Source organism: Bacillus sp. FSL K6-1106, assembly GCF_038005245.1.
Lineage (GTDB): Bacteria > Bacillota > Bacilli > Bacillales > Bacillaceae > Bacillus > Bacillus altitudinis.
The window spans coordinates 1,245,990-1,266,394 of record NZ_JBBOSV010000001.1; the positions used below are offsets into that span (position 1 = coordinate 1,245,990).

General features: G+C 41.0%; 18 protein-coding genes, 2 pseudogenes and 1 other annotated feature. Of the genes and pseudogenes, 1 reads left to right on the plus strand and 19 read right to left on the minus strand.

Going from position 1 to position 20,405, the window contains the following annotated elements:
- Window positions 1-217: 217 nt before the first annotated feature.
- The 9 genes from ddcA to ilvE form a co-directional block, all read right to left on the minus strand.
- A complete protein-coding gene (gene ddcA / locus MHI20_RS06530) occupies window positions 218-1,225 on the minus strand; it encodes a DNA damage checkpoint antagonist DdcA (protein ID WP_008342841.1) in 1,008 nt (335 codons plus the stop codon).
- A gap of 123 nt (window positions 1,226-1,348) precedes the next feature.
- Window positions 1,349-1,948 carry a 3-isopropylmalate dehydratase small subunit gene (gene leuD, locus MHI20_RS06535; protein WP_008342843.1) on the minus strand — a complete coding sequence of 200 codons (600 nt, stop codon included), beginning with the start codon at window positions 1,946-1,948 and terminating at the stop codon, window positions 1,349-1,351.
- Window positions 1,949-1,963: 15 nt separating this feature from the next.
- Complete coding sequence (leuC, locus tag MHI20_RS06540; protein ID WP_041090960.1) at window positions 1,964-3,379, minus strand: 3-isopropylmalate dehydratase large subunit; 1,416 nt, start codon at window positions 3,377-3,379, stop codon at window positions 1,964-1,966.
- A 42-nt stretch (window positions 3,380-3,421) separates the two neighbouring features.
- Complete coding sequence (gene leuB, locus MHI20_RS06545) at window positions 3,422-4,519, minus strand: 3-isopropylmalate dehydrogenase (RefSeq protein ID WP_281215558.1); 1,098 nt, start codon at window positions 4,517-4,519, stop codon at window positions 3,422-3,424.
- 18 nt (window positions 4,520-4,537) lie between these two features.
- Window positions 4,538-6,091, minus strand: a complete 1,554-nt coding sequence (locus MHI20_RS06550; RefSeq protein WP_008342850.1) for a 2-isopropylmalate synthase — start codon at window positions 6,089-6,091, stop codon at window positions 4,538-4,540.
- Window positions 6,078-7,106, minus strand: coding sequence for a ketol-acid reductoisomerase (ilvC, locus tag MHI20_RS06555; RefSeq protein WP_007501581.1), 1,029 nt, complete (start codon window positions 7,104-7,106; stop codon window positions 6,078-6,080). Before ilvC ends, MHI20_RS06550 begins: the two co-directional genes overlap by 14 nt.
- A gap of 18 nt (window positions 7,107-7,124) precedes the next feature.
- The gene (ilvN, locus tag MHI20_RS06560; protein WP_007501584.1) at window positions 7,125-7,643 is read right to left on the minus strand and encodes an acetolactate synthase small subunit; all 519 of its coding nucleotides are present in this window, start codon (window positions 7,641-7,643) and stop codon (window positions 7,125-7,127) included.
- On the minus strand, window positions 7,640-9,364 hold the full coding sequence (gene ilvB, locus MHI20_RS06565; protein WP_047946274.1) for an acetolactate synthase large subunit: 1,725 nt from the start codon (window positions 9,362-9,364) through the stop codon (window positions 7,640-7,642). The genes ilvN and ilvB overlap by 4 nt, the downstream gene beginning before the upstream one ends.
- Before the next feature lie 122 nt (window positions 9,365-9,486).
- Window positions 9,487-9,734 (minus strand) — a binding site (T-box leader).
- Between the two features lie 8 nt (window positions 9,735-9,742).
- Window positions 9,743-10,657: a branched-chain-amino-acid transaminase gene (gene ilvE, locus MHI20_RS06570; RefSeq protein WP_144667264.1), complete on the minus strand. Its 915-nt coding sequence runs from the start codon at window positions 10,655-10,657 to the stop codon at window positions 9,743-9,745.
- A 432-nt stretch (window positions 10,658-11,089) separates the two neighbouring features.
- Between ilvE and MHI20_RS06575 the strand changes: the two genes are divergently transcribed.
- On the plus strand, window positions 11,090-12,133 hold the full coding sequence (locus MHI20_RS06575) for a lactonase family protein (RefSeq protein ID WP_024718416.1): 1,044 nt from the start codon (window positions 11,090-11,092) through the stop codon (window positions 12,131-12,133).
- Between the two features lie 195 nt (window positions 12,134-12,328).
- On the opposite strand, the gene MHI20_RS06580 is transcribed toward MHI20_RS06575, so the two are convergent.
- The 10 genes and pseudogenes from MHI20_RS06580 to MHI20_RS06620 form a co-directional block, all read right to left on the minus strand.
- Complete coding sequence (locus MHI20_RS06580; protein ID WP_024718417.1) at window positions 12,329-12,748, minus strand: YkvA family protein; 420 nt, start codon at window positions 12,746-12,748, stop codon at window positions 12,329-12,331.
- 95 nt (window positions 12,749-12,843) lie between these two features.
- Window positions 12,844-14,010: a D-alanyl-lipoteichoic acid biosynthesis protein DltD gene (dltD, locus tag MHI20_RS06585; protein WP_024718418.1), complete on the minus strand. Its 1,167-nt coding sequence runs from the start codon at window positions 14,008-14,010 to the stop codon at window positions 12,844-12,846.
- Window positions 14,010-14,246 carry a D-alanine--poly(phosphoribitol) ligase subunit 2 gene (gene dltC, locus MHI20_RS06590; protein ID WP_003216498.1) on the minus strand — a complete coding sequence of 79 codons (237 nt, stop codon included), beginning with the start codon at window positions 14,244-14,246 and terminating at the stop codon, window positions 14,010-14,012. The genes dltD and dltC overlap by 1 nt, the downstream gene beginning before the upstream one ends.
- A gap of 21 nt (window positions 14,247-14,267) precedes the next feature.
- Window positions 14,268-15,452 carry a D-alanyl-lipoteichoic acid biosynthesis protein DltB gene (gene dltB / locus MHI20_RS06595; RefSeq protein WP_017367738.1) on the minus strand — a complete coding sequence of 395 codons (1,185 nt, stop codon included), beginning with the start codon at window positions 15,450-15,452 and terminating at the stop codon, window positions 14,268-14,270.
- The gene (gene dltA, locus MHI20_RS06600) at window positions 15,449-16,954 is read right to left on the minus strand and encodes a D-alanine--poly(phosphoribitol) ligase subunit DltA (RefSeq protein WP_340937270.1); all 1,506 of its coding nucleotides are present in this window, start codon (window positions 16,952-16,954) and stop codon (window positions 15,449-15,451) included. The genes dltB and dltA overlap by 4 nt, the downstream gene beginning before the upstream one ends.
- A 14-nt stretch (window positions 16,955-16,968) precedes the next feature.
- Complete coding sequence (locus tag MHI20_RS06605) at window positions 16,969-17,118, minus strand: teichoic acid D-Ala incorporation-associated protein DltX (protein WP_024427820.1); 150 nt, start codon at window positions 17,116-17,118, stop codon at window positions 16,969-16,971.
- Window positions 17,119-17,372: 254 nt separating this feature from the next.
- A complete protein-coding gene (locus tag MHI20_RS06610; RefSeq protein ID WP_268362852.1) occupies window positions 17,373-18,602 on the minus strand; it encodes a Kelch repeat-containing protein in 1,230 nt (409 codons plus the stop codon).
- Window positions 18,603-18,812: 210 nt separating this feature from the next.
- Window positions 18,813-19,091: pseudogene (locus MHI20_RS19200) on the minus strand (DUF4241 domain-containing protein); the annotation flags it as partial.
- 274 nt (window positions 19,092-19,365) lie between these two features.
- Complete coding sequence (locus MHI20_RS06615) at window positions 19,366-19,545, minus strand: hypothetical protein (protein WP_017358156.1); 180 nt, start codon at window positions 19,543-19,545, stop codon at window positions 19,366-19,368.
- A 357-nt stretch (window positions 19,546-19,902) separates the two neighbouring features.
- Window positions 19,903-20,234, minus strand: a pseudogene (locus MHI20_RS06620) (HNH endonuclease); the annotation flags it as partial.
- Between the last annotated feature and the right edge of the window lie 171 nt (window positions 20,235-20,405).

Below are 20,405 nucleotides of genomic sequence, written 5' to 3' on the forward strand. Positions count from 1 at the left end.
TTCAGATTGTGCGTTGTTACATTCTAAAGCATCATAAAGACTTCGTCCAATCAAAAACCACGCACTCCGCTAAAGAAGCGGTCTTATGTATACAATATTTGACTTGATTATACATAACGTCTTTCAACCGTTGGAATCTTACAACCGCACGATATATGCACAAATACAACCATTATATTATAACATAACAAGTCCGTCTTTCAACTAAATCGACAAATTACAAATAAGAAATTTCTTCAATATCTTTCAGCATTGTACAAGCTTCTCTCAGCTCTCGTTCGTTAAAATCATACAATAAATGCAATTCTTCGAGGTCAATCTCGATTCCATGCATTTCATAGCCGACTTTATGAAGTGCCGCAGCCCAAAGATTCGGATCCGTATATTTAGGAAGAAATGGATATAGCACAAATAAGTGCCGGCGCCATAACTCTTCAACTCCTTGGTAAAGGGTTGGGTTCTCATTGCCGAGTGTGTCATCGAGCTTTCGAAGGACTTGCTGAAGCAGTGGCATTTGCTCTGGCTTGACAGCCTCAGAAGGAACAAGCGTTAAAGAATCACCGAACTTCGTCACATGAACCGGCTTTGCCACATCATGATCTGACAGAAGTTGCAGGATCAATGATTTGACCAAAGGGTTTCCATCAGGCTTTTGTAGGATCGTATTTAATAGACCCATATGCGGCGTGATGTTTCGGTCTTTCAGCGAATGGATGAACTGCACCTGCTCTTCTGGCCGCTCGAGCATTTCATCTATATTGATTTCTCCGCTGCCTTCCTCGTCTTCGTCTAAAATCTCTTCTGGTGATTCAATCATCTTTCTGCTAAATTCAAGCAGCTTATAAAAATGCTCCGCGCTTTCTGCTGGAAGGTGATTTTCTTCAAGGACAGCCTCAATTGTTTGTTTGACTTCCTCGTACTCTTTCAGCTGAATTAAGATGGTCATATATACTTGAAGCACAGTGAAATAGTGGCCATATCCTTCATGTAGCATCTTTTCACAGACTCGCTTTGCATCCTGTAGCTCACCAAGCTCTAGAAAACAAATCGCCATACCGAGATGAATATCGGATTCTTCATCGTCATCATACGATTTCGCTTCTGAAAATAAGTGAAGCGCCTCTTGATACTGTTTATCTTTTAATGCTGCCATTCCTTTTTCAATCAGTCTTTCTTTCAGACCAGGAAACAAAATGACATTATCTTTCTTCTTGTCATGTTTCATGCTTACGTTCCTTTCGGGCGCATATTTTTTATCAGTTTACCAACGAAGGTTAGTAAACACAAGTAACGAGAGGTTTTCATGCAAAAAAGAAGCCGTCACACCACGGGGACGGCTTCTCGTTGTTTATGCACGCAGCCAGCTGCTACGTTTTTCTTCAAATGCTTGAATCTCATCTTCTAGTAACAATGTTAATGAAATCTCATCATAGCCATTCAGGAGCATTTCTCTCCAGTGTGGATCTACATCGAAAGGAGTAACATTCCCTTCATGGTCTTGAATCTGTTGTTTTTCCAGATCAACTGTCATTTCATATCCTTTGTTTTCATATGATGCAGCAAACGTTTTCCACACATCATAATCAAGGCGGATTGGAAGCATCCCGTTTTTAAAACAGTTTTGATGAAAAATATCGGCGAAAGATGGGGCAATGACAATTTTGAAACCATAATCATCAAGTGCCCAAGGCGCATGTTCCCTTGATGATCCGCAGCCAAAGTTTTCGCCTGCGATCAAAATAGAGGCTCCTTCATAAATCGGCTGATTGAGTTCAAAATCTGGATTCGGACTGCCATCTGCTAAATATCGCCAGTCAAAAAAGGCAAATCGGCCATATCCTGTTCGTTCGATTCTTTTCAAAAACTGTTTCGGAATGATTTGATCTGTATCTACATTTATACGGTTAAGCACAGCGGCTTTTCCTTTATGAGTGACTAAAGGCTCCATCTATGACACAACTCCTTACACGACTGTTTTCTCTTGATTAAACTTCCTGACATCGACAAATCGGCCATGTATGGCAGCCATTGCAGCCATTGCCGGGCTGACAAGATGCGTTCTTGCACCCTTCCCTTGACGTCCCTCAAAGTTACGGTTTGATGTAGATGCACAGCGTTCACCTTCTGGCACCACATCGTTATTCATGCTGAGGCACATACTACAGCCAGATTCTCTCCATTCAAATCCTGCTTCTAGGAAAATTTTATGAAGACCTTCTTCTTCTGCTTGCAGTTTGACACTTTGTGAGCCGGGAACCACAATCGCTCTGACATGATCAGCTACTTTTTGTCCTTCGATCATAGAAGCGGCTTGGCGTAAATCAGTCATTCTTGAGTTCGTACATGAGCCAATAAACACATGCTCAATCGTAATATCTTCAATACGCTGATGCGGGTGAACCCCCATGTATTCATAAGCACGTTTTGCTTCTTTTTGGTCATCTTCTTGTGCAAAATCTTCAGGTCCTGGAATTGCTGCATCCACAGGGAGCACCATTCCTGGGTTAATTCCCCACGTGACCATTGGTGAAATATGATTTCCATCTAAAACAATGGTTTTATCATAGGTCGCACCCGGATCTGTTCTTAGTTCTTTCCATTCTTTTATCGCTGCTTCAAAATCTTCACCCTGCGGTGCGTATTTGCGTCCGCGGCAATATTCAAAGGTCACTTCATCAGGTGCGATCAATCCTGCTCTTGCGCCTGCTTCAATTGACATATTACAAACGGTCATCCGCTCATCCATTGACATGTTTCTGAATACTTCCCCAGTGTATTCAATGACATAACCTGAACCGAACTTCACGCCATGTGCGCCAATGACTGCTAAAATGACATCTTTGGCTGTTACCCCTTTTTGAAGCGTTCCGTCTACTCTAATTTCTAGTGTCTTCGGACGCTGCTGCCAAAGTGTTTGTGTGGAAAGCACATGCTCAACCTCACTTGTGCCAATCCCAAAGGCAAGTGCACCAAATGCGCCATGAGTAGATGTATGACTATCTCCACACACGATTGTTTTACCCGGAAGTGTTAAACCAAGCTCTGGTCCAACGACATGAACGATTCCTTGGTCTACACTGTGAAGGTCAGCTAGACGGACCCCGAATTCAGCACAGTTGCGCTCTAGAGCACTGACTTGCTTCTTCGCAATCTCATCTTTGATCACAAATCGATTCACAGTCGGAATGTTGTGATCCATCGTCGCAAATGTGTTTTGTGGTCTTCGCACCTTGCGCCCTTTTTGTCTTAATCCTTCAAATGCTTGAGGTGATGTCACCTCATGCACCAAGTGCAGATCAATATATAAAAGGTCTGGTTTTCCCTCGCCGTTTTTGACAACATGCTGATCCCATATTTTTTCGATGATTGTTCGAGGCATAACCCTTTTTCCTCCCTCTACCTAATTCAACAAGATTTCTATTTATACAATGGTTTTCGTACGTTGTTTGAGTGCATCTACAACGGCTTGCGTGATATCATCAGTCGTTTCATACGTTCCCTCTTTTGATGCTAGGTCCTTTGTTCGTTTGCCAGAGGCAAGAACGGCTTCCACAGCTGCTTCAATTGCAGCCGCTTCTTCTTCTAAAGCAAAGGATGTTCTAAGCAAGCTGGCTGCTGACAATATAGTAGCCAGAGGGTTTGCGACATTTTGCCCCGCAATATCGGGTGCTGAACCATGAATCGGCTCATATAAATGTAGGCCGGTGCTTGATAAACTAGCAGATGGCAGCATGCCGAGTGAGCCAGTAATCATAGATGCTTCGTCACTTAAAATGTCACCAAACATATTCTCTGTCACGATGACATCAAATTGAGCGGGCTTATAAATAAGTTGCATCGCGGCATTATCGACGAGCATGTGCTCATATGCGACATCTGGATATTGGGATGCAACTTCTTCTACCGCATCCCGCCATAGTTTACTCGAAGCGAGAACATTCGCTTTATCCACAGACGTTACTTTTTTCCGTCTCGTTAACGCCATATCGAACGCTTCTTTTAATACACGAACAATTTCTTCCTTTGTATAAAGAAGTGTATCAACCGCAGCTTCTTTTCCTTCATCATCCGTGTAGCGCTCACTTGGTTCGCCAAAGTAGAGGCCTCCAGTTAATTCACGAACGATGACGAAATCTACTCCGCTAATGTGATCTTGTTTTAACGGTGAAGCCTCACTCAAGCTATCAAATACTTTGACAGGGCGGATGTTCGCAAATAAGTCCAGCTGCTTGCGAATGGAGAGCAAGCCTTTTTCTGGGCGAAGTTCTGGCGGGTTTTGATCCCACTTTGGTCCGCCAACGGCTCCTAATAAAATCGCATCTGCGCTTTTGCACACTTCTACTGTTTCTTTAGGGAGCGGATTGTTTTTTTCATCTATCGCTATACCGCCAATGAGAGCTGTTTCAAATTCAAATTCGTGTTGAAATTGAGCCGCTGTCTCTTTCAGGACAGCGACGGCTGATGTGACGACTTCCGGTCCGATTCCATCGCCGGGCAAAAGTGCAATTTTCTTTTTCATGAGTCCCTTCCTCCTTTCTTATGAGATGGCGTGATGTTTCTCAATTTCTATTAGGTTTGATTTAAAGATTAAATGTCTATTCACTGCATTGACGTAAGCTTTAGCCGATGCTTCCAGCACATCTTGCGCTACACCGCGTCCTGCTGTTTCTTTTCCTTCTATTGAAACAGTGACATATACTTCCGCTAGTGCGTCTCTGCCTTTTCCATTGGATTGAATACGATAATCTAGCAAATGAATTCTTTCCTCCATACAGCGCTCAAGCGTGTTGTACACAGCTTCTACACTGCCTGCACCTGTAGCTGCTTCTTGAATGACTTCCTGCGTTTCTTGATTTTTAAGAGAGACTGTTGCTGTCGGCATTTGCTCTGTCCCATAGTGAACTTGAAGACTTTCAAATTCATAGCCAATTTTACGATCTGCTACTTTTTCTTCTAATATAATAGAGATCAAATCATCATCTGTGATTTCTTTCTTCTTCTCTGTTAAGTTCTTAAACGTTTCGAAGAACTTATTGATTTCTTCTTCAGTCAATTTAAAGCCGAGTGTTTTTAAGCGGTCTTTAAAAGCGTGTCTTCCGGAGTGTTTACCAAGGACAAGCACATCTGTTGTGACGCCTACAAGCTCTGGAGAGATAATTTCATAGGTTGTTTTTTCTTTGAGGAATCCATCTTGGTGAATACCTGATTCATGGGCAAATGCATTGTTTCCAACGACTGCTTTATTACGCGGTACAATCATACCTGAGTATTTGCTCACTACATCACTTGTGCGCTTAATTTCATTCAACTGAATGGTTGATTCGACTTGGTAAAAGTCTTTGCGAATATGAAGGGCAACTGCAATTTCTTCTAAAGCAGCATTTCCTGCGCGCTCTCCAATACCGTTGACAGCTGTTTCAATTTGATCTGCTCCATTTTCAATGGCAGCAAGTGAGTTCGCTACAGCCATTCCTAAATCATCATGACAGTGTGCTGACAATATGACTTGATCGATATTTGGAACGTGTTCCTTCATATATTTAAAGATATTTCCGTACTCTTTTGGTGCTAGGTATCCAACAGTGTCAGGCAAGTTAATGACACTTGCGCCTGCGTCGATCACTTTTTCTACAATTTCTGCTAGGAAAGAAAGATCTGTCCGGCATGCATCTTCTGCTGACCACTGAACAACTGGGAAGCGCTCTTTCGCGTATTTCACCATTGAAACAGCTTGTTCAACCACTTCTTCACGTGTTTTCTTTAGCTTATGCTTGAGGTGAATGTCAGAAGTCGCAATAAAGACGTGTATTCTTGGTTGAGCTCCATCTTTTAATGCGTCCCATGCAGCATCAATGTCACCTTTCACACATCGTGCAAGTCCTGCAACTGAACAGTTCTTAATCGTTCTTGCAATTTCTTGTACGCCTAAGAAATCCCCTCGGGATGAAGCGGGAAAACCCGCTTCAATAATATTAACCCCAAGGCGCTCAAGCTGCTTTGCAATGATTAGCTTTTCTTGTGCATTTAAGTTCACTCCTGGTGATTGCTCTCCATCTCGAAGTGTTGTGTCAAAAAAATTAATTTTTCGCACCGACGCTCACCGCTTCCTTTTTCTTTCCTTGTTTAACGAAAGGCATCATTTCACGAAGCTTTCTTCCGACGATTTCAATTTGGTGCTCATTTTCATTTGCATTGATCGCATTGAAACGTGGACGATTCACTTGGTTTTCAACAATCCATTCTTTCGCGAAGGTTCCGTTTTGGATGTCAGTCAAGACTGCTTTCATTGATTCTTTTACTTTTGCATCCACAACGCGTGGTCCTGATACGAAGTCACCCCATTGCGCTGTATCAGAGATGGAATATCTCATACCTTCTAATCCTTCTTCATACATAAGGTCAACGATCAATTTCAGTTCATGCAGACACTCGAAGTATGCAAGCTCCGGCTGATAACCAGCTTCTGTTAATGTTTCAAAACCTGCTTTTACTAATGAAGTAAGACCTCCACAAAGAACTGCCTGCTCACCGAATAGATCCGTTTCTGTTTCTTCTTTAAATGTTGTTTCAAGAACGCCCGCTCTTGCTCCGCCGATTGCTTTTGCATAAGCAAGTGCTTTGTCTTTCGCTTGACCTGATACATCTTGATAGATAGCAAATAGTGCAGGTACACCAGCGCCTTGCTCATATGTTCTTCTTACAAGATGTCCTGGACCTTTTGGAGCCACAAGATACACATCTACGTCACTTGGCGGAACAATTTGATGGAAGTGAACGTTGAATCCGTGTGCGAATACAAGTGAATTCCCTGCTTCTAATTGATCTTTGATTTCTTCATCATATACTTTCTTTTGCTGCTCATCTGGAAGTAATACCATGACGACATCTGCTTGTGCTGCTGCTTCTTTTACTGTGAATACTTGATGACCGTCTTCTTGTGCTTTTGTATAAGATCCGCCTTTTCTTACGCCGACAATGACATCTACGCCGCTCTCTTTTAAGTTCAATGCATGTGCATGACCTTGTGATCCGTAACCAATGATAGCTACCTTTTGACCGTTTAATACGTTTTCTTGAATATCACCGTTATAATATACTTTTACCATTTGACTCTCTCCTTTTGTTTAGACAATTGAAATTGTTTTATTTGTTTGCGGCTTTTGCTGATTATCTCTCGCAAAGGCCGTGGTGCCAGTTCTGGCGACTTCTTTAATGCCGTATGGCTTAAGTAATTCAATGAGTGCTTCAATTTTTGAAGACTCACCTGTCACCTGAATGACGACACTTTCTCTGCTTACATCTACAATAGAAGCCCTAAAAGGTTCAATGACCCCCGTGATCTCCATTCTAGATGCTGGTGCAGATACGACTTTTATCAAAGCCAGCTCTCGCTGAACGATTGATTGGTTTGTAATATCCGTTACTTTGAGGACATCGATTTGTTTGTTCAGCTGTTTTGTCAGCTGTTCGATGTCTTTCTCCTGGTCTACATGGACGACGAACGTGATGCGTGATACATCTTGAATCTCAGAATGGCCGACCGTAATGCTTTCAATGTTGTAGTGTCTTTTGGTAAAAAGGCCTGTGATTCTGTTCAGTACGCCTGATCGATTTAATACAGTCAACACAATAATTCTTTTCAAGGTTTCACCCCCACCATCTCATGAAGTCCTTTCCCCGGTGCTACCATCGGGAATACTTTCTCATCTCTCGCTACATTGACATCGATGAAAACAGGCTCTCTAGACGTTAATGCTTCTTCTAGCTTTTCTTGCGCCTCTTCGTCTGATGAGATTCTGATCCCTTTAATGCCATAAGCTTCAGATAATTTCACGAAGTCTGGCTGCTCTGAAAATTTAGAATGTGAGTAGCGTTCTTCGTAAAAAATTTCTTGCCATTGTCTTACCATTCCAAGACTGTGATTATTGAGAACAATCACTTTCACTGGAAGGTTCAGCTCACGGATAACGGCAAGTTCTTGCAGGGTCATTTGGAAACCTCCGTCTCCTAAAATCGCTACAACCGTTGCCTCTTGATCAGCTAGCTGCGCGCCAATCGCTGCCGGTAAACCAAATCCCATTGTGCCAAGCCCACCAGATGTCACCCATTTATCGGCATTTTCAAATGGATAGAACTGTGCAGCCCACATTTGGTGCTGTCCGACATCAGTTGCGACAATGGCTTCACCTTTTGTGAATTGATGAATGTATTCAATCAGCTTTTGAGGTTTAAAACCTTCAGCTTCGTTTTCAACGTACCAGAGTGGATATTCTTCCTTCCACTGATTTAGCTGGCTCTTCCACTCGTCTGATTCACCTTTTTTCCCGTCCTGCTTGATCAGTTCTTGAAGCACTAGCTTACTGTCACCAACAACTGGGATATGGGTGTGAATGTTTTTACCAATTTCCGCTGGGTCGATGTCAATGTGAGCAACCTTCGCATGCTTTGCAAAATGATTGAGGTTGCCGGTTACCCTGTCATCAAATCTCGCTCCAATTGAAATGAGTAAGTCACATTGATGTAGTGCCATGTTCGCTGCATATGTGCCGTGCATACCCGCCATTCCTAGGAAAAGAGGATGCTTTGCCGGGAATCCACCAAGCCCAAGCAATGTATGAGCGACAGGGATTTGCTGCTGCTCTACATATTGCCTTAATTCTTCCGACGCTTTGCCGTGAAGAACGCCAGCTCCTGCTAGAATAACTGGTTTCTTTGCTCTGCTTACAGCTTCTACCAACTTGCGAATTTGCAAATAATTCGGCTCAATTTTCGGCTGATAACCTGGCAAATCGATTGGCTGATCGTATTCAAATGTCCCTTCAATGCCAGCGACATCTTTTGGAATATCAATCAAGACTGGACCAGGTCTGCCGGTTGTTGCGATGTGAAATGCCTCTTTAATGACACCCGGTAACTCTTCTGGGCGTCTCACTTGATAGCTGTGTTTTGTGATTGGCATTGTGATACCAAGTACATCTGCTTCTTGGAAAGCATCTGATCCAATGACTGAGGTTGCCACCTGTCCAGTGAAGATAACCATAGGTAGTGAATCAATCATCGCATCCGCAATTCCTGTGACTAGGTTGGTTGCCCCCGGTCCTGATGTGGCAATAACAACGCCTGGTTTACCAGATACTCTTGCGTATCCCTCCGCTGCGTGAATCGCTCCTTGCTCATGTCTTGGCAGGACATGAAATAAACCAGAATCGTAAATTTTATCGTAGATCGGTAAAACAGCTCCGCCAGGATAACCAAAAATGACTTCTACTTTTTCTCTTTTGAGTGCTTCAATTAACATGAGTGCACCGTTCATCGTTTGTGGTGCATTTGATTTTTCCGTCTCCATTTGTACATTTGTCCCCATTTGATTTCCTCCTCTTTGTCTTGCTTCAGTCAAGTCCTTTCACCCTTTTCCATTCAAGATAGAGATATGAGACCATATAAAAAAGCCTTCTCACCCCACAATGACACTACTTTTCACTAGGTCAAAGGGGCGAAAAAGCTTTGTTTTTCGCGGTACCACCCTTGTTCACGGCAAATCATGCTGCCGTCTCATGGACATCTTTCATCCATTTTGGTAACGAGTGATGCAATGTCACTCGGTCTGCCCTACTATCATTTCAAGCAGACACTCAGAGGTGAGTTCACTTTAGAAAGTAACACCGGTTTCCAGCTAGCACCGGCTCTCTGTAGATACTGACTCTAAAGCTACTAGTCCTCTTCAACGTTTATCGATATCTATTTAGCTTGCGTGAATGTTTTCATCGGTAAAGACTACTTTTTCTCCTTCTTCAACGACTCGTTTGCGGAATTGTTCAAGAAATTTGTTTGTGTGGAACCCTGGTTTTCCTTCGCCAATGATACGGCCGTCAACTTTTACAACAGCGATGACTTCGGCAGCGGTTCCTGTCAGGAAGACTTCTTCAGCTGTATACACATCATGTCTTGTGAAAGGTTCTTCTTTCACTTCGTAGCCTAAGTCTTCTGCGATTTCCATGATGGCATTTCTTGTGATGCCTTCAAGAGCGCCGATATAACCTGGCGGTGTATAGAGCTTACCTTTTTTATAAATAAACACATTGTCTGCAGAACCTTCTGCCACGTACCCTTGATCGTTCAGCATCAGCGCTTCACTCACACCGGCCATATGGGCTTCGATTCGGACAAGGATGTTATTCAAATAGTTTAATGATTTCACTTTTGGACTTAGTACGTCAGGACGATTTCGCCTTGTCGGTACTGTCACAATATCAATACCTGTTTCATATAGGTGCTTTGGAAAGATGGCCAGCGGCTCTACAATGATCACTGTGTTGGCTCTCCCACAGTTGTTTGGATCTAAGCCAAGATCACCGGCTCCTCTTGAGACAACAAGGCGGATATAGGCATCTTTTAGGCCGTTCCTTTCAACTGTATGAATCATTTTTTCAGTGAGCTCCTCAAGTGAATATGGAATGTTCAGCATAATGGATCTAGCGGAATCATACAGGCGGTCTAAATGTTCTTTCATTCGAAAGATATTTCCATTATATACACGTATTCCTTCGAACACACCGTCACCATATAAGAAGCCATGATCATAAACTGAAATTTTCGCATCCTCTTTTTTCACGAGTTCATCGTTTAAAAAGATCCACTGTTCCTTTTGGTCTTCCATCTTCAGTGAGCACCCTCTCTTTCAAACAAAAAGTAGTTGAATTTTCAGACACTTTATATTGAAGTGTCTCACGCTTAATCTGCGTGTCTGTTTGCTTTTGTTGAACCCATCTTACGCCGCTTTCCATACAGTGTCAACAGCATTTTTAAAATTATTAGACAATTTAGACTAATCAAAATAAAATGTATACGCTTACACCTTTGCTAGACAAGGAATGAAAAAACTTAAAATTTTTTGTATTTTTTCTTCAATTTATTTACTCTACATGAACGGTTTTCTTTTGAACAAGCTTTTGTAATATTTTTTCACACGGTTTTTGAAGAATATTGTGAGATTTCATTGCGTTTGTTTTTTTCTTCAGCATGCCTTTCTAAAGCGTTTTCCTATAAATTTATGATAGAATGAGAGCATCTAATAGAAGGAGGGCAATACATGGCTAACATCAGAGGTTATATCGGAACGTATACAAAAGGTGACAGCAAAGGAATCTATTCTTTTACTTTAAATACGGACAAGCAGCAGATTGAACAAGTAGAAGTGGCTGCAGAACTTGAAAATCCTACATATTTAACTGTCTCAGATTCTCAAAAGTTTGTGTATGCTGTTGTGAAAGAAGGAGCACAGGGCGGTCTTGCTGCGTATCAAATTGATGCCGACACCGGCGCACTTCGTTTCATCAACCAAGAGCTTGCCGATGGGGCTTCTCCTTGTCACGTCAGCGTGGACAGCCAAACGAAAACGGCGTTTACAGCAAACTATCATAAAGGAACAGCAGAGATGTACGAAATTGATGCTGAAAACGGCTCAGTGATCCGCACGCTGTCACAGGCGCAGCATGAAGGTACTGGACCAAACGAAGACCGTCAAGAAAAACCGCACACTCACTTTATGGGTTTGACACCTGATGAACAATTTGCAGTAGCTGTTGACCTTGGCACAGACGGAATTTATACGTATAAGAAAGAAAACGGCAAACTTGAGCTTGCCCATACATTTGAAACAAAACCAGGCAGCGGCCCTCGTCATATCACATTCCACCCAACGAAACCTGTGGCCTATGTGATGACAGAGCTCAGCTCAGAGGTCATTGTACTTCGTTACTTTGAAGATGGTCATTTCGAAGAGATCCAAACGATCGCAACCATTCCTAATGACTTCACAGAGAATAATCAAGGCAGCGCCATTCATGTGTCTTCTGACGGTCACTTTGTGTATGCAGGAAATCGTGGACATGACAGCATTGCCATTTTCAAAGCAGATCATGACGGCAAACTAAGCCTTGTCGACATTGCTTCATCTGAAGGAAATTGGCCTAGAGACTTTGTCCTTGATCCAACAGAAGAATTTCTCGTCGGCTCAAACCAAGAATCTAGCAACCTTGTGTTATACAAACGTGACAAGGAAACCGGTCGACTCACTGTCTTACAATCAGACATCACCGTTCCGCATCCGGTTTGTGTGAAATTTTTAGGATAATGAAAAAAGCCTCCGTTTAGGAGGCAATAGATTGTTGACAAAGGGCTAAAATGAACTTTATTTTAGCCCTTTGTCTTTTTTTCAGCGTAGTTGAAAACCCTTGAAGTCTAGGAAGAACGAGCACCGAAGCGCAGGACTGACAAAGAATGCGAGGGTTTGTCTACACGCTGAAGACTCCGTTTAGGAGGCTTTTCTTTAAGCAGACGGCATACCGCCATCTTCAAGCTTTTGATCAATGAAAGACGTATCGCTTTTTTCACCGAACCATTTTCCAAGCCTATCTTTCGCTTTCCCTTTGACATCGTCATCAATGTACATCGCGACTTGAAGCAGAGCAAATGTGATGGCGCCTAGATCATCTGTGTAGCCGATCCCCACCAATGTATCAGGGATCAGGTCAATCGGAAGGATAAAGTACCCTAGCGCCCCAATGATGAGGGTCTTCGCTTTAACCGGTACTTCGGGTTTTTGCAATGTATAATAAAGTAATAGCACAGCATAGACAAGAGAAACTCCAGCTTTTTGTGCCGTCTTTTTTAACTTTTCCCAAAAGGCTTGATCATTAAAATGCTTCTTTGAACGCTTTAATAGTTCTTTTTTCTCAGAACGATTCATCGTATCGCCTCCATATTCAGCATAGCCCTTCCACCTTATTTATACAAGAAATCCACTCATTCGACAAACAAAAAGCAGCAGAAAGCTGCTGCAATCTACTGCTCTTTGTAAAACTTTTCGATCGCCTTATCGATGTATACCCATCCTTTATACGACACATGAATCGTATCCTTAAAGAAATATGGATCATACTCATGCGAAGTCAAATCTGCGACTTCATACCCATTATCCCGAATTTGACGATTGATTTTTTGATAATAATCTGTACGTCCCTCTTTCGGAAAACCAGTGTAATCATACCATTTTCCGTTGACGGGAATCGTCACGAATAAAGGCTTCGCCCCTGCCTGTTTTAAAATATCCAGCATGATCTGGAAATCTTTATATTCAGGTGATTCTGCATAAGAATTGTCACGACGAGAATCCTTCATCTTTTTCATGATCGGCTTCAGCTTACGATCAAACAGTCTCTGATCAATATAAAACGGGTTGTCCCCTGCTTTTTCAGATCCTAAGACGCTCGCTTCTTTTTCAAGCTCAGTCCATGTTTTCCCTTTCACTGAAGGAGACGGACGAAGCTTGCGCTCATGCCCAGATCCGATCGTATAGTACATGTCTTTCTTTTGAAGCATGCCATAATACATTTTTGCAATAGGAGAAATCGCACCAAAGGCGAATTTGTTCCCAGAAAGCTCTGCTTTAAAAAGCTCTGTGATGACCATGTCGTTCTTTACTGCCTTAAACTTCATGATTCTTTTGATAAGCTCTTTTTTAACAGCTGGATCAATTTCTTTATTATAAGCAAGATCAAGCGCCTGAAGCGCTGAATAGTTAGGAGCAAAGTGATTTTCGTCTGATCCCCATTTGACAAACCACTGCGGGGACACGATAAACACAAGCTTTTTCCCTTTTAATTCATCCATATGCGCTGCAAAGTTCATGGCATGAATTAATGATTGCGATCCACCTTTTCCAACAAGATAAGGTGTAAACCCTTGAGGATTTTCATGAAAGAAATTCGAAGGGTGATATGGATCAAAACGTGAGAGTTCAGAAGATCCATAGATCGGCAAATAAGTTGGATCTTTTAGCATTTCATCTTGTAAATAAAGCCCTTGGAACATCCCTGGATCTAATTCTGTGGCTGACTTTTGTAATTTGTCTTTTGGGATCAGATGTGAGAGCCATGCATTTGGTACAAGAAGAACACCAATGAATAGAACAGCCGCTAAAATAAGCGGCCCAAAAAAACGCTTTTTCATTACTTCATCTCTGCCAGCTGCTCAGCAATGTGATTCGGTGTATCCCACACATCACGATCAAACTCTGTAATCGGAACAGTAATTCCAAGTTGACTTTCAATTGCCATGAGCAATTCAACTGTACCAAATGAATCTAGAAGACCTTCGTCAAAAATTGCAATCTCTGGATTTTCTTTCACAACGTCGTCCTGACAAACCTCTGCAATAATACCGTATACTTGATTTTTAAATTCCATAATTCTCTACTCCCTTAATCATTAATGATGAAATGGTTTTCCTGAAAAAATATAAAATCCGAAACAAATCACATGGAATGTAATAATGATCGACACTACCATTGTGACCTTATTATCCGGCCACCACTTGTGCTTTTTATTCCACTTCTCAAATAAATTGTAACCGGACATCACAACTGCATGGTATAGTCCGTAAATAATGTATTGAAGGGCGAGACCATGCCAAGCACCCATCAATAGAAAGAGGACAAAGTACCCAATATTTGATACAGCCATTCGGTTCTTGATCCACTTCTTCTTTGTCATAAAGAACACAAATCTCATAAACACATAATCTCTGAACCAGAAGGATAGCGACATGTGCCAGCGATTCCAGAAGTCTTTAATATTACGGCTGATAAACGGTTTATTAAAGTTTTCTGGTGATTTAATGCCCATGATATAACTCACACCTACAGCAAATGCTGTATATCCAGCAAAGTCAAAGAACAAATACATACTGTACGCATACATATACGTTAACTGTTGAACAAAGTGACTGCTACTAATGTGATGAATATTCATGAGAATATATGTGTGAATGAGATAACCAATAATGAACTTATATAAGAACCCAATAAAAATTTTATGAATCCCTGCATATAGAAGGTCACTGTACGCTTCTTTTTCAGGCGGTGTATCCATATCCTTTTCAAACCGGCGATAACGATCGATTGGACCTGATGAAATCGTCGGGAAAAAGACGATGAAATAGACCAAACGGTGAATCGGGATTTTCTTTTTAATCAAGCCGTCTCTTGTCTCGATAACTAGCTGAACACCTTTAAATGTTAAGTACGAGATCCCCAAAAAGCTCAGCCAGTTCATTGGCGGCGGTTGATGCGGCTGATGAGTTAAAAAGAACGGTAAAACCTTTGATAGTACAAGCGGCAAAATCGATGCCACCACTGCCATATAGAAGACAGACGCACGGTTCGCCTTCAGCCGGTACGCAAGGTATAGGCGGATGATCAAGACTTGCCACACTGTAAACAAGAACAGCAACAAAGCGCCATGTGCATCCTTTGAGAAAATAAGCGCGAGTGCCACAACCGTTGCAAACATGTTGTAGCCCTGCATTCTTTTGCCGCGTAGACCAAGAATCATCGTCGGCAAAAGAAGAATACCAATTAGAATGAAGAAAAAGAATGAACTAAACGGAATCATAGAAGAACCTCTTTCGCGATTCTTTTACGGTCAACCTTCCCGTTTGGCGTCATGTACAGCTGCTCAAGATAAACAAACTTTCTTGGAATCATGTACGCAGGAAGTGAATCCGCCATTTCTTTCTTAATCGCACTTGTCAGCTGATATTCTTTTTCAAAGGAATGCGCTGCTGGAACAATGGCTGCAATCAAGTACTCCACATGACCGTTTGGCTGGAATGGCACAATCACACAAGCATTGACATACGTTGTCTCGCTCACATGATATTCAATTTCTTCAAGCTCCATCCGGTATCCATGTAGCTTAATTTGATAGTCCAGACGACCGTGGCACGTAATCAAACCATCCTGCGCCACACCTGCGTCACCTGTGCGGTAAGCAGGGCGTCCTTCGTATTCAAAGAACACTTTATCCGTTAAAGCTTGTTCACCTAAGTAGCCTCTCGTGACGCTTGGCCCCACGATGACAATTTCCCCTTTTTCCCCATCAGGGAGTGTCTTGCCTTCTTCATCTAAAATGACGATATCTGTATCCGGTTTGGCATAACCGACTGGTAAAGAATCGTGCTGATCAAGAATCTCCTGCGTGACTTCAATCGATGTAATCGCAACAGTTGCTTCAGTCGGACCATACGTATTAAAGACCTGCGCCTTAGGAAAACGCTCAAGAAGCGCACTTGCTACAGAGACAGGAAGTGCCTCTCCGCAGAACAAGAAAACTTTCAACTCTGGTAAAAGCTCCCCTGTAAAGGAAGGATCCATTAAGCACATTTGCACAAAAGAAGGTGTTGATGTCCACACTTCAACGTCAGATTGACCAAGCGCTGCAAACATATCCTTCGGCTTATTCACAAGTTCTTTCACTAAACAGTAAAGCGTGCCGCCTGATTGAAGCGCTGGATAGAGATCCATCACTGATAAGTCAAAAGAAAATGGTGCTTGATTTAAGAATGTGCGCCCCTCACCAATTGGGAAGTCTCTGCACATCCACTCTGTAAAGCTTTCTAAATTGCTGGCTGTTACCTGAACGCCTTTCGGTTTTCCGGTACTGCCAGACGTATAAATAATGTAGAAAACATCATCTTGTTGAACCCACTGCGTGGATGGCGGTGCTTCTTTTTCAAGTGCTAAAAGCGATGCCGCACTCTTCACTTCAATGTGTTCTTCTACATCTAATACATTCTGCTCATTTGCACATATCAATAGACTGGCTTTTGAGCTTTCAATGATTGAGACGATGCGCTCGACAGGTATTGAGATGTCGACCGGAATATAAGGTCTGCCTGATTTCACACTGCCTAAGAAAGAAATCAGCATCTCTGGCTCCATATGACCGTATACAATGACAGGTGCACTGTCAGTTGCGACTGCATCGATCGCACCAGCCATTTGGTCTGATAGACGCCAAAGCTCATCATATGTGATCGAAGCATGTTGAGAAACAAATGCTGGCTGTGTCGGTTTCGTTTGTTGGTATTCATGAATCGTGTGTAATAGTTTCATAGTTTAATCTCCAATTAAAAATCGTTGTAAATGAATGATCCCGTATTTGCTGTATGGAATCCGTAAATAAAGAACAATAATAGCAAAATAAGTAAGTAAAAGCTTGTATATCCTATCCATTTTACAGACTTATTTTCTGATAGCTTTTTGAATAGCATATTGATAACCTCTTTTCTTTTGACACTTATAAAGACGCATGGATCATCAAAAGAGTTTCATATCAAAACATAAAAATTTTAAGAATTGATGAAAAAAAGATGTCCAAAGTATGAACGTGTCTTCGGGCAAAGCTGTCTTATTGTAACAAAGATTTAATGTAATTGAAATGAAATAGAAGCTTAAATTTGCCTTAAAATTGCTGAAAACTGTCGAACAAACGCAAAAGCCACCTAGTTTGACTAGATGGCTTTGATTTCAATTACTTCTTATATTTATTGACTTCGAACATGAGTATGTTTTTGAACACCACATAATCCTTCTTACTTTCAAAGGGACCTTTGTTGTTGTCATGCTCGTCAATTTCATAAAACCCTGGACCTTCGCCGGCATCACGTTTTTTGTACCAGGATAGGAAGGCGTTGACTTCTTTCATTGAAAGGTCATACTCTTTCTGTAAGCCATTAACCATTGTGATGATGAGAAGAGCATCGCCGTCTTCATCTGTTGTATCATCTTTAGGCGGTGTGGTTGGTTCTGGGTCTTTGTCGCCTGGTGTTTCGGTGTTGTTTGGAAGTTCCAGGTCTTTTAAGGAGATAGAGATGACAGATTTGTAGTTTCTATCAGCAACATCGGTATAATTCAAGTTTATATTATATTTACGTCCTCCTATTACATATAACATATCCCCTATAATAACTGATGAAGCACCAACACGTATATCATTGTTAGGTACAACTACTTTCACCATTTCTTCTTTTTCAGCATTATAGGCATATAATCTATTAGGTGAAATACCAGGTAATATCATATTATCTTTATAAGTAACTCCACTCAAATATACTTTTTTGAATCCTCCTTTTTTTGCGGACCAACTTTCATTAGTAGCATCAAATTCAAAAATTTCACTATTATTGTTTTCTCCAATAATATAGAACTTCCCTTTCAAAACTAAACCAATTGCACTTTGTGTTTTAAATGATGGTGAAGCTTCCTTTTTCCATTTGTTTTCTGTTAGATCATAACTAAAAAATTCATTGCCACCTAATACATAAATTTTATTTCCCATAACACCAGCTTGAACATTATAAGCACCTTTAGAAGGACTTTCAAAAGGAATATCAGTTAAAACTTCCCACTCGTCTTTTTTTGTATCGTATACTTCGAATTTATTGAATAAATTTTCGTGTTTGCCTGCTATAACATAAATTTTAGACCCTACAACAACAGATGCTGCCCCTCCTCTTCCACTAGGCATATCTTTCATCTTCGTCCATTTATCTGTAGATGGATCATACTCTAATGTTTCGTTAAGAGCATTAAATCCTCCAATCACATATATTTTCCCCTCAACGGCATTAGCTACAGCCCCAATTCTTGCTGTTGGCAAATCAGCTAATTGATTCCATTCATCCTTCGCCGCATGTACCATTTGAAATGACTGCGTGAATGAAAGGATTACCAGTAACATCATAACGATCCATTTTTTCAAAAATAACACTCCCTTTTCATTATCTTACTTCTTCATTATCGGAGTTTTTTTAAATTTTTATAGAATAATTGGTCTTTTTAAAAAGAAATTAATAGTAAAAAAGCAGCAGAAAGGCGCGTTGTTAAAGGCAGCCTCTTAAAATAGCAAGTTCAATCAAGAACTGCTTGGAACATAATCAGAGAGCAATAAAAAAGAACCCAGGGTTTCTCATCAGTCCATTATAAGAAAGTCTGTCACAAGACAAGCGGGTTCTCCATTTTCATCCAGCCCCCAAAAGCTTGGGTACACACTGTCCCCAAAACCAATAGAAAAGATCTCTAAATCAGCTTTCTCCTGAAAGCACATGACTAACCAGCTTCTTGTATCCTCATAACGTTTCTCAAATTTCTCTTCAGGTGCATCATATATGTAATCATGTTGGGAAAGTATAAATGTCAATGCATGCTCTTCTATAAAATATCCTTTTCCAGTATCAACTCCGTAGCCAAAGAGCTGCTCCCCTTGTCAATCACTGATTTGATTTTGTACACCCTAGAATTCTTCCTTACTCATTTCATATTCTCCTTCTACTATACACCTTAATTTTTTAAGTTAGAGAAAGAATGTTCTTTCTATTTAACATTAACCTCTGCGGTGACTGAGCAGGAGATTCGTAAGGCTGTTAAAAAGCTTGTCTTAATTAATGTTGTATTAGAATGAGATAAAGAGAAGAAAAAATGAAGGTTCATTAAAAAACGCCCTTCCAGTGGGAGGGGCTGTGTAATTAACTATTTTCTTTGGAGTATTTTTTTATCAATGATTCACTAATCCTGCTTACGATATAGATCGCAACCGCTAAAATTAGCATCAACGGAAACATACCTAAACGATTATCTGCAACATAAACAATGATCCCCACAATGATAGCTACTACGATTGCCGTTAAAAAATGCTTCACCGCCATCTCACTCCTTTGTTTAAATCATATAAATTCTATTACATAAAAATTGGAATTAAAACATTTTTTCTTATAATGAAATTAAATTACATTTTTTCATAGAAAGAAGGCTGCGTTTGCTGGGATGGTATCTGGTTATATCTCGGCAAAAAGTGAAATAAAATTAAAAGCAGTACAAAAGTATAGATGGATTAAGAAGTATACTAAAGCTGAATACCAAGCAAACACAAAAATATATGTTAACGGCAAATACAAAACAACCACAACAAAAAAATGGATCTCGGAAGTAGATACTAACATCGAGCGTGTTAAATAACAAAAAAGTCCCTTCATTATTATGGAAGGGCTTTTCAGTTTACTATTGTTATCCATCGTGATACACATGCTTTCAAGGTTGTTTAAGTTAGGCGTTTGTTTAAATCTAGTTTCACTATGTGATGAACCATGTCAGCAGGAACGACACGATCTCGTTTTAAACAGCTTTGACAAAGATAATTGTCTCTCATTAGAACAAGTTATCTTGTCTGTTTCCATTCTCTTGATTTATAAAAACTTGTTGATTGTTTATCTCGAATATGATTGTTGTAATACTTCGCTTGCTGCTGCTTACCATCAGCATGAGTAGGACAATAACCATCCCTTGTTAACTCTCTGCACCCTCGCACCTTACACTCCCTCAATGGTTTAGGTGGCATTGGATTCACTAGATTCCCTCTGATCTATCATTGCAAACAATACAAAGGCATGAAGATGTCCTACCTTCTGTAAGGCATAAAACTCCCTGTACTCCATTTGATATGAGGCTAGATAGGATCAAGCTGCTTCATAGGACAGAGTCTGGCTGACCTGTAGTAAGCTGTCTATAG